Origin of the sequence: Streptomyces sp. HNM0645, from assembly GCF_030056615.1 — a bacterium.
GTDB classification, from domain to species: domain Bacteria; phylum Actinomycetota; class Actinomycetes; order Streptomycetales; family Streptomycetaceae; genus Streptomyces; species Streptomyces marianii.
This window is the reverse complement of record NZ_JASHLT010000087.1, coordinates 1-10,703: the sequence shown is the minus strand read 5'-3', so window position 1 is coordinate 10,703 and position 10,703 is coordinate 1. Positions and strand designations below refer to the sequence as shown.

At 69.3% G+C, this 10,703-nt stretch carries 6 protein-coding genes and 1 pseudogene; 3 read left to right on the top strand and 4 right to left on the bottom strand.

What is annotated here, in order from left to right; genetic code table 11:
- The first annotated feature begins 487 nt into the window (after positions 1-487).
- On the top strand, positions 488-2,980 hold the full coding sequence (locus QMZ92_RS35010) for a DEAD/DEAH box helicase (protein ID WP_283301860.1): 2,493 nt from the start codon (positions 488-490) through the stop codon (positions 2,978-2,980).
- 163 nt (positions 2,981-3,143) lie between these two features.
- On the opposite strand, the gene QMZ92_RS35005 is transcribed toward QMZ92_RS35010, so the two are convergent.
- Complete coding sequence (locus QMZ92_RS35005; RefSeq protein ID WP_283301858.1) at positions 3,144-5,543, bottom strand: 2OG-Fe(II) oxygenase; 2,400 nt, start codon at positions 5,541-5,543, stop codon at positions 3,144-3,146.
- A gap of 764 nt (positions 5,544-6,307) precedes the next feature.
- Between QMZ92_RS35005 and QMZ92_RS34995 the strand changes: the two are divergent.
- Together QMZ92_RS34995 and QMZ92_RS36685 are read left to right on the top strand one after the other, a co-directional pair.
- Positions 6,308-7,756 (top strand): annotated as a pseudogene (locus QMZ92_RS34995) (transposase); the annotation flags it as partial.
- A gap of 21 nt (positions 7,757-7,777) precedes the next feature.
- Positions 7,778-8,197, top strand: a complete 420-nt coding sequence (locus QMZ92_RS36685) for a helicase associated domain-containing protein (protein WP_171053255.1) — start codon at positions 7,778-7,780, stop codon at positions 8,195-8,197.
- Positions 8,198-8,557: 360 nt separating this feature from the next.
- Here QMZ92_RS36685 and QMZ92_RS34990 read toward each other — a convergent pair whose 3' ends face one another.
- From QMZ92_RS34990 to QMZ92_RS34980, 3 genes are all read right to left on the bottom strand, one after another.
- Entirely contained in the window at positions 8,558-8,812 is a 255-nt protein-coding gene (locus QMZ92_RS34990) for a helix-turn-helix domain-containing protein (protein ID WP_283301851.1), read from the bottom strand.
- On the bottom strand, positions 8,812-9,441 hold the full coding sequence (locus QMZ92_RS34985) for a DUF2975 domain-containing protein (RefSeq protein ID WP_283301850.1): 630 nt from the start codon (positions 9,439-9,441) through the stop codon (positions 8,812-8,814). Before QMZ92_RS34985 ends, QMZ92_RS34990 begins: the two co-directional genes overlap by 1 nt.
- Before the next feature lie 290 nt (positions 9,442-9,731).
- Positions 9,732-10,364 carry a hypothetical protein gene (locus QMZ92_RS34980; protein ID WP_283301848.1) on the bottom strand — a complete coding sequence of 211 codons (633 nt, stop codon included), beginning with the start codon at positions 10,362-10,364 and terminating at the stop codon, positions 9,732-9,734.
- Positions 10,365-10,703: the final 339 nt, after the last annotated feature.

Sequence of the window (10,703 nt, the reverse complement as noted above, 5' to 3'; positions counted from 1 at the left end):
GGTGTGGCGCTCCCGCTCCGCGGGAGCGCCAGCGGGACGCTGCGCGTCCCGCGCAATCCGCATGCTGCGCATGCGGATTGATGCTCCGTCCGCTGCGCTCCCGGAGCTTGCTTGTGAGGGCTACGCCCTCACAAGAGTCTTCCGCTTTGCTCCAGACTCCGGGCAGGTCCGCTGCGCTCCCCCGCCCGGCGGTTCTTCCGGGCTTCGCCTTCGGAACCGGCTCCCTCCGCTTCGCTTCAGGAGCAAAAAGATAGCGCCAGCAAGAGGAGCGGGTGTGGGGTGGAGGCCGGCTCAGGAATGTGAGTGATGGTCTGTCAGGCGTGACACAGTGCCGGGCGGTGAAGTCGCCTCTCTAGTATGCTTCAAAGTGAAGCTGAGATCCAAACTTGCCTCAGCATCCCCCGCCGGATGACACCCGTGACGCGCCACCGGAACGTCACCACGATTGCGTCATCAACGACAGTAGAGCCCGCAAAGGAGCGGCAGCGTGCCGAAGACTCTCCGTCCCCACCAGCGCGAGGCCGTCGACGCGGTGCTGCGCGCGCTCGAACTGCCGGTGCGGTCGGCTGTGCCCGAGCGGGGGTTGCGGACGCAGGTGGTTATGGCGACCGGCTCGGGCAAGACTCTGGTGGCCGTGCGCAGCGCGGAGGAGCTGGGGGCGGGCCGGGTGCTGGTGCTGGTGCCCTCGCTGGACCTGCTCACGCAGACCCAGGCCGAGTGGCATGAGGGAGGCCGTAAGGGGCTGATGATCGGGGTGTCGTCGCTGCGCGGGGATCAGGCGGTCTTCCCGAACACCACGGCGGTGGAGGAGCTGGTCGACTGGGTTCGGCCGTTCGAGAAGGTGACGGTGTTCGCCACGTACGCCTCGCTCGGGCTCGGCACGCTGGAGCGGGCGCACGAGGACGGCCTTCCGGGCTGGGACCTGGTCGTCGTGGACGAGTCGCACCGGACCTCGGGGCGGATCGGCAAGCCCTGGGCGGTCGTGCACGACAACACTCGTATCCCCGCACTGCGGCGGCTGTACATGACGGCCACGCCGAGGCTGTGGCAGCTGGACGACGAGACCGAGCCGGGGGTAGCCGGTGAGCTGGTCGCGTCGATGGAGGATGATCCGGACGGGCCGTTCGGCAGCAGGTGCTACACCCTGACGTTGTCCGAGGCGATCAACTGGGGCATCTGTGCGCCGTACCAGGTGGTGTGCGTGGACATCACCGACACCCAGCTGCAGGCCACGCGGGTTCTGGGCGTCGAAGGCCGGTCGGATGAGGTGCGCGGGGCGCGGCTCGCGGCTCTTCAGACGGCGCTGGTGAAGGCGTCGGCCGAGGAGTCCTTCGGCAGGACGCTGGTCTTCCACCATCTGGTCAGGGAGGCCGAGGCGTTCGCGGCCGGCCTGCCCGACGTCGCCGCACAGCTGCATGCGGACGACCCGGAGCTGTACCCGAGCGCGGTCTGGGCCGACTGGCTCTGTGGCGATCACCCACCGGCCCACCGGCGCCGCGTGCTGGACGAGTTCGCTGGCGGCACGAACACGGCCAGGCGCTTCCTGGGATCGGCGAAGGTCCTGGGCGAAGGCGTCGATATCCAGAACTGCGACAGCGTGTACTTCGCCGACGTCCGCGGCTCCATGCCCGACCTGGTCCAGGCCGTCGGCCGCGCCCTGCGCATCCAGCCAGGTGAGGGCAAGGTCGCCTCACTGGTGGTACCGATCCTGCTCGGGCCCGGGGAAACGGCGGACAACATGCTCACCAGCCGGGCGTACGGCGGGCTCGCCAAGCTCCTGGAAGCCCTCAGGGCGCATGACACCCGCATCGTGGAGGCATTGGCCGTGCCACAGGCCCCCAGCCGCTCCAAGGGCGTCCAGAGCCGCACAGGAGGCCAGGACGCAGAGCACGCCGAGGGCGAAGACGGCATCCTTGTCTCGGTGCCGGCGCGGGCGCTGCTGAAGTTCAGCACCCCGCGCGATGCGGCCGCGCTCGCGGCATTCATCAGCCTGCGCGTCCTCAACCCCGAGAAGGAGCACTGGCGGCGGGGTGTGGAGGCGGCCGTCATCTACACCCGGCTCCACGGCGGCCTGAAGATCCCGTTCACGTACCGCGTACCCGACAGCCGGGAGCAGGAAGCCGATCACAAGGGCAAAGGCCAGGGCGGCGCGGGTGAGGGGGCGCGGGAGGTGTGGCCGGCCTCGCTCGCAGGCTTCCCGCTCGGCCAGTGGATCGCCGACGCCCGCCACCGACACGCCCGCGGCCGCCTGGACACCGAACGTGCCCGGCAGCTGGAGCAGCTGGGCATGGTCTGGTCGCACCGTGACGTCGCGTGGGAGGAAGGACTCACCGCGGCGCGCGGGTGGGCGAAGGAGAACGGGCACCTCCTGGCACCGCTCGACGCCGTCCACCGGGGCCACAAGGCCGGCATCTGGCTGAAGAACGCGCGAGCCGACGCCCGCGCCGGGACGCTGGCCCCGGAGCGGCGCGAGCAGCTGGAGGACATCGACCCGTCCTGGTGCCCCGCCTGGCCCGTTCAATGGCAGCGCGCCTTCCGTCTCGTCCGCCAGCACCTTCAGGTCCGCGGCGTGCTGCCGACCGCGCCGGGCGAGGTCGTGCATCAGGGCGAGGACCTCGGGCGATGGGTCCGGGCACAACGCCTTGGATGGGACAAGCTCACCGGCGGGCAGCAGTGGATGTGCGAGCAGATCCTCGGGATCGAACCGGCGGCCGAGGACGAGAAGCCGAAGCCACGCCGCACGCAGGGCGACAAGTGGGCGCTGAACTACGCCGCCGCCCGCCAGTTCTACGAACGAGAGGGCCACCTTCGGGTGCCCAGGGGACACGTCGAGCGGATCGCCACCGGCGACGACGGCCAGGGCCAGGAGGAACAAGACCTCAAACTGGGGTCATGGATCAGCAACCAGCGCAGCAGAGCCGCCACGCTCTCCCCCGAGCGGGTCGAGCAGCTGTCGGCGATCGGAATGCGCTGGCCGTAAGCGGCACCGGACGGGCAGCGGGACATGGAAGGGCAGGGGGCTCAAACCGACCCGCCGCGTCCAGCCGAAGGCCATCACCCTCGTACCCAAAATGGTTTAGACCCGCACCCTTCGCTCTTCTCGTCATCGCTGTCGGGGAGAAGAGGTACGGATGTGTCACCTCTCAACCGCGCGCCCGGGGCCATTTGTCCCGCAGCCACGCCAGGTCGGTCTCGGCGCGGGTGCGGGTCGCCTGTTCACGGGTGAAGACGGCGTCCGTCTTGGTCAAGACCAGTACGTAGGGACGTCCCTGGCGCCGGGTGGTGTGGGAGACGGGCAGGCCGGCCTGGTCGATGCGGCTGTGGAGGTGGCGGCGTCCCTCCTTCGCGAGCGGCCACTCCATGACGTGGCGGGTACGGGAGGTGAGGAAGGCGTCCAAGTCGGGGCAGAGTCCGCAGCCAGTCCGGCATGTCCCGGCCAGGGTGAGGGACCAGTCGTCGGCCGCACGTACGGGGCGGGTGAGGGCCGCGGCGAGCCGGTCCTCACAGTGGTCTGCGAGGGTCTGAAAAGCGCGGGCGGCGGGTGCGCCATCGCGTATGGTCGTCGGCTGGCGGGCCGCTGTGCGCAGGGCGGGGAGCAGGCATTCCAGGGCGGTGTCCGGCAGGCCGCGCAGCGTGGCGGCGATAGTGTCGGCGGTCTCGGGCCCTGCCGCCTGCAGGACGCGGGCCAGAGATACGCCGAGCCCCTCCATTCCTGTGCGGCGCTCCGTCTCGCGGCCGACGCCGAGCCAGCTAGTGAGCTGCTGCTCGACTGCTTGCCAGGCACCCTCGGCCAGCGGCGAGGCCATCGCGTCCCCATCGCCGTCGGCGGCCCGCAGCGCGGTGCACAGGCCGGGCAGCGATTCGAGCCACGCCGCGCGGCCGGCCCCGGTGTACGCGCCAACCGTGCCGAACCAGCTGCTGACGGCCCCGCGGGCCCACGTCCTTCCGTACCGCGCGGCCGCTGCCGCGAGACCCGAGGCGTGCCGCTCACCCACAGTCTCCACCCCAAAAGGCGCGAGGAGCATCGTGGCAGTGTCCGCTTCCCGCAGTCCCACCGCGACGGGCAGGGCGGCGGCAAAGAGCGCCGCGGCCGCCTTACTAGAACCGTGATGCTTCCAGAACGGGGCGAGCGACCGGGCAAGCGTGCGTGCCCGGTCGAGGTCCCCGGCATCCAGGTGGCCCTGAAGTTCCCGCAGTGCGCCCTCGGAGCCGGCCTCGGCACGGGCCGTGAACGAGCGCTGCCGGGGCCACAGGACCACGGCAGCCCGCCGGTACCAGCGGTCGAGGGTGTTGCCGTAGTTGCCCATGTAGCCCTCGTACTCGGACTGGTAGGGCGTCAGGTCCTTGTTCTCGGTGGTGGCGCACACCTCGGCGTACGCAACGGGCAGGTTGATCTGCTCGCCGCCGGTGCCGTCCGGGCGGGTCCACCAGCTCAGCGTGATCTCGTCGTCGATCAGCTCGTTCAGTTCGTAGTCGGAGAAGTCGCCGCTGCGGCGGCGCTCAGCACCGGGTTCCCCGTCGGGGTCCAGGAGGCATTCACCCTCGCACTCCTCGTCCTCGCAGTCGTCATAGTGCTCGACCTCGCCGTAGTAGTCGTAGCGGTCATACGGCGCATGCGCGTCCCAGGTCTCCTTCACCTCGGCCAACGCGAGGACCGCTTCGCAGTCCGCCTCCGCGGCGGCCTGGCGGAGCAGGGCAGTGCGGGTGGCGTCGGCTCCCTTGAGGCGGTCCCAGTCCAGGCCGCGCTGGGTGTACTCGTGGTCGAGGAGGTACACGAGACGGTTCGGGGGCGCGGCCTTCTGGCGGCCGTAGGCGTAGCGCTCTTCGGCCGGCTCGGTGAAGTGTTCGGTCAGGCAGTGGGCCAGATCGGCGACCGGGCCCCCGTCGTCTTCGCCAGCCGGGCGGATGCGTTCAGCGAGGAGGTTCATGGTGAGGGTGACGCGGTAGCCGGACTTGACGGGCTTGACCTCGTGCAGGCAGTCCGCGTAGAAGGCGGCGAAGGTCAGCTTATCCCGGGACGCCTGGTGGACGACGCTGCGGCCGGCGTGCGAGACGACGAGTTCGCCGCCGGTGTGGTGCGAGGGCAGCGAGACGACCAGGGTGCCCACCATGGAGTCGTCCTTCTCGGAGTCTTGGTGCGGCAGGAAGAACTGGCCCTTGCCGTAGACGAGCAGTGCGTGCGGCTCGGCACGTAGGACGACGGTGGGCGGCAGACCGAGCGCCGTGCGGACACCGTCGAGGACGCCGTCCAGGGTGCGGTCCCAGTCAGTGCCGCCGAGCGTGATGCGGTCCGGAGTGATCTCCCAGGTGTCGCGGACGCTGGTGTCGGACAGGGTCTGCTCGCCACGACCGAAGGATGCCTGCCGGGCTTGCGCGATCAGTTTCTTGGTGACCGGGGCACGCAGCGGCAGCGGCAGTTCCCCCACCCCGTCGACCTCGATGCGCAGCGCGCGGGCCGACATCTCGATACGGGTGCTGAAGTCCCCGCGCCGCTGCGCGTCATCGAGCAGCTCCGCCAGCTGCTTCCGCGCTCCGTGTCCCATACTGTTTCGTCCCCAGGGGTGCAGCGTGCCGTATGGCCTGTCCCGGAAACCCTAACGCCGCGGGCAGTCCTTGTTCCCGGGCTGTTGGTCATGCGGCGAGGGTGAGTATGTCGCGGTAGCGGATGGTGTGAACCGTAGGTGATCGCGTTGCTGGTGGTAGCGCCAGTAGGCGTCGAAGTCGCTGTCCACGGACAGTGGGACGTCCGGGTGAGCGGACAGTTGATCTCCTTGTATGCGGACAGCTCATTTCCTTGTCCGGTATGATTTTTCACCCCTCGGACGGCGGTCAGTTGGACGGGGTGAGAGGCTGGACGCCCTGACCGCGGCCACCACAGACATCAACAGCCTCACCACCCGGCGCCACCGCACCCGCCGCTCCCCCTCACGTACCCAACACATGACCACGTGCCCAGACGTGCCTGCACCCGGCCGAACTGTCCGAGCAGCACGCCCCGTACCTGGGTCAGTGACACCGGATACGCGCCCCGGCCACAAGACGCGGGCGTCGGCGCCCGTGCAGAGCACCAGATCAACCATGCTGGGCGGCACGTGGAGCACATCTGTATCGGATGACCATGGCTGCTGTCAGTCTTATGCCGATTCACGTCAGTAGGGTGCCGAAGGGCTGCGATACCTGGGACCTGGAGGGCAGTTCATGCCGTCCGGTTCTCGTGGGAAGGGCCATGATGCAGGGAAGGCGTGATGGTGATCGCGAAGGCGGTCCGGTGGCCCTGTTCCCGCCAACGTCGGGCCGGGCGGCGGCAATGCCCCGGCTGCTGGACCTCGACAGCCGCGGTGAGCTGAGCGCCGCGCATGTGCGCCTGGTGGCAAAGGCGTTGGGGAAGTCGGAGCGGACAGTGTGGCGGTGGCTGGCCGCTGCCCGCAAGGATCACCGCCTCGCACGGGTGGAGGCGCCCCATTTCACGGTCACCACCGAAGTCCGGCGGCTGCTGGCGCTGTGGGGCGGTAATGCCTCCCGAGTCCACGCCGAGCTGGTACAGCGGGCGGCCGACGATCCGAACGCTCCCGCGGTGCCCTAGCTCTCCACGTTGCACCGGGCGATCCGCCGGGACCTGACCCGCGGCGAGCGGGCCGGGCTGAAGAGTGGGGAAGCCGCCCGCCGTGCTCACGACGTGTTCGGGCAGCGCCCGCCGACGCATCGCAACGCGGCGTGGGAGGGCGACCACAAGCACGTGCCCGTCGAAGTCGATGTGGAAGGTGAGCTGGCCACACCGTGGGTGACCTGGTTCATCGACTGCGCCACCAAGGCGATCACCGGGGCCGCGGTCACCGCGCACGCTCCGAGCCGGGACGCAGTACTGGCGTCCCTGCGGATCGCGATCACCCGCAGCGAGCCGTTCGGACCGGTGGGCGGCCTGCCCGGTCAGATCCGGGTCGATCGCGGCAAGGAGTTCCTGTGCCAGACGGTCACCGCGGCGATGGGCGCGCTCGCCGTCCCCGTCACCGACCTGCCCGCCTACAGCCCGCATCTCAAGGGCACGATCGAGGCGCTGAACGACGCGGTGGAAGAGATGTTCCTCGTCTCACTCCCCCGCTACACCGGCCGCCAGAAACTCAACCGCGGCCGACTCGCCGACCCCGACGCCCCACCGCTCACCTACGAGGCGTTCGTGGGACTACTGCTGGACTGGGTGTGCTGGTGGAACACCCGCCACCATCCGTCCGCGCTGAACGGGAGGACCCCCATCCAGGCGTGGCAGGCCGGCGCGACCCCGCTCACGGACGTGTCCGCGGGGCAGCTGGCGACGTTCGCCCTGGAGGACGACGGCCGTACGTACACGATCAGTACCAGCGGGGTGCGGTGGCGCCGCCGCGACTACCTCGCCCCGTGGATGAACGGCCGTACCGGCACGAAGGTCTCGGTACGCCACCTGCCCCATCACGACGACACCATCGAGGTCTTCGACGCCGCGACCGGCCGCCATCTCGGGTCGGCGTTCCTGGCCGCTGCGGCGAGCCGGGAGCAGATCCGCTCCGTCCAGGCCGCACGGACCGCGGCCGCCCGGCGGCTCAAGGCCGATCTGAAGGCCGCGGAGAAGCTGCGCCGCCGGCGCTTCGAAGCCTCCACCACCGCCGCCCCGCCCAGGCCACTCACCTCTTCGACCTCCGCACAGGCCGAAGAGGAACTGGGCGCGGCGGCGCAGACGGACCGCCGTGCGCTAGCCCGCCCCGACTTGGTTCCGCACGGCCCCGCACCCGATACCTACTCCGGAGTGCGGGCCTTGGTGGTGGACGGCGGCGCGGCGGTAGACGAGATCACCCCCGGGGTGACCGTGCACGGCGCAGACGTCGGCCGATGGCTGGCCAGGCAGCGCGAGACATGGGCCGAACTATCGGCGGCGCAGCGCGAGCGACTGGCCGTACTGGGAGTCACCGCGCCCGAGCCCGCCGCGGCGGCCCCAAAGGCCGGCGGCCGTGCCGCGGCATGGGAACGCGGCCTCGCCGCAGCCCGCGCCTACCACGCCCGCGAAGGCACCCTGACGGGCGTCTCGCGAGGGCACGTCGAACACGTCGTCCACGACGGCCAGGACCGCGCGGTCAAACTCGGCGTCTGGCTCGCCAACCAACGCAACCGCCGCGCGAAACTCCCCACCGACCGCGCCCACGTGCTCACAGAGCTGGGAGCGATCTGACACGGCGGTGCCCCGGACCGATCGGGGGCATCGGTCCGGGGCACCGGCTGGGGACCGCCGACCCGCGACGGGGGGCGCGGGCCGGCGGGCTGCCCGCATCAGGCTCGGGGGCAGGTGCCGACGGTCCGGTTCCGCCCGGCACCGCTTCCCGCAGGCGCCTGGAACGGTCGGAGCGCGCAGGTAAGCACCAGCCCCGTTTCTGCTCCGGGGCTGCGTTAGCGTCGCTTGAGCCACCTGGTGGCGGCGACCGCGAGGGCGATCGCCGCTACGGTGACGGCCACCGCGGTGATCTTCATCCAGGTGTCCATCATTGCGATCATCGGTGACTTCCTTTTCGTATGCGGGTGGTTTGGTGCCGGTTCATGCGGGTTCGATAGTGCTGTCGTCGGCTTCGCGGTAGCTGAGGAGGTCTCCCGGCTGGCAGTCCAGCACGTGGCAGATGCTGGTCAGGGTGGTGAAGCGGATCGCTTTTGCGCGGCCGTTCTTGAGGATCGAAAGGTTGACGTTGGTGACCCCGACCGCGGCCGCGAGTTCTGTGAGCGTCATGCCTCGTTCTGCGAGGAGACGGTCGAGATGCACATCGATGGCGCGGTTCTCGTTCGCCTCTGCCGGCATCAGACAGTCCCTTCGAGGTCCTCACGCATGGCTACGCCGACGTTCATGATCCGCGCGAAGGTCAGCAGCCCTAGACCCGTCAGCATCGCCAGGTAGGGGGCTGTCATGGTGTTCACCACCGTGTCGAGGGAGAACGCGACGTCCTTGGTGAGTGTCGCCAGCAGAGCCGCCTGGGCGACCGCCTGGGCGAGCTCGGCGACCAGGCTGCCGACCAGCAGCAGCCACCCGAGCAGCCGCAGCCTGGCGGCGGTCTGCTGGGTGTAGACGCCGTCTTGCGCGGCCGATCGCAGGAGCCGGTTGAGTACCAGGAGCCCGCAGATCAGGAGAATCAGCGACGGGACGTCGGTGAAGAGTCCGAGGAACCGCTGGTAGCCGCTGGGGTTCTCGGCGCAGTATCGCGGGATCGCGGTGACCTGAGCTCCCGGACGGGTGCCGAAGAGGGTGTCGGCGGCACTCGAACTGCCTGCCATCCAGTGGGCGGTGACGCAGTTCTCTGCGGCACTCCAGAACGGGATGCCCTGGTTGAACAGGCTGAAGGCGAAGGCGATCAGAAGCAGGCCGACAAGCAGCCGCAGAAGGCCCGAGACCGTTTTGGAGAAGGGTTCGAGGAGCTTGCGGTCCTCAGCCATCACAACCCCCGTGTATCGTTTTTCGATGTTATCGAGAAACGATACACGGCGGCCGGGGGTGAGGGAAGCCCTGCCAGCGCCCCACACCACTCTCCCGGCTCACCCGCGGGGCCGGCGCGTCGCACACACTGGTGCGCACTTCGGCGGCCGTGGCCCTCGCTGTCCCCGCGCCGGCACTCATGCCGTGCGAGAGAACGCAGAGGGACCACGGCCGCCGGAGTTGCCGGCATCAGCCGGCGGGCTGTTGACAGGCGATCAGGCAGGCACGCCCCACGTCATGCCGGAGCGGGTCACACGCGCTTGAGGTATCCGCCCTTGAAGCCGTCCTGGTCGGCCCAGACACGGTGACGGCACGACCAGACGCCGTACACGGCGAACTCGCCCTTCCAGACGGTCTCCGAGTGCGCGTTGTTGCCCGGGTCGGCGGAGATCCAGTTCTTGATCGGTTGGTGCTCGAACTTCAGAGCCGGCACCCAGTTCGTGTGGCTCGCCCACCCTCCGTAGACCTTCGTGGTCCTGGTGGCGGTGGTGCGGTAGTTGACACCGAGCTTCACGGTCGTGACCTTGATGCCGAAGATCTTGTCGGAAACGCTGTGCCAGACGTTCTTGTCGCCCGCAGTCCCCCGCGTGGACATCTCCCCGCTCTGCTCTTCCTTGGCAATGACGATGTCGCCGTCGGCAAGCACACTTCGCTTGGCGGTCGGGCTCTCCACCGCGTCCATGAACGCCTTGAAGTGATCCGGCGCGTTCAGATAGCCGATGAACTTCTTCTGCTTCTCCTCGGGCAGCGCCTTGAACTGTGCGATCGTCTCAGCAGCGCCCGGATCCGACTTGGCCTCGAGCCACGCGACGTACGCCTGCGGCGTGGAGGGAATCTGACTCTCCGCCGCCACGGCCTGACCAGGCAGCCCTGCCAGGGTCATGGCCCCCATCGTCGCGGCAAGAATTCCGACAAATCCTCTGCGAGTGGTATTACGCATTCCACTTCCCCCAATGCATTCAAGCAATCAGTGAAACGCAAGGACGAGGAGCACCAAGCTCCTCCGCGCATGGCAAAAATCCGCCGACGCCCCCCGCGTACAGGGTCATTGCATGATCGAGATCTGTCTGGGTTCGTCACGTGAGTCCGAGGGCTCGTAGGGGCCGGTGGTAGTCGCGGCCGGTGTGGCGGAGGGCGGCGGCGATGTTGGTGTGGCCGTCCTGGCGGAAGACGCTGATGGCGAGGTTGCGCAGGGAGGCCATGGCGCGGGGCAGGGTGCCGG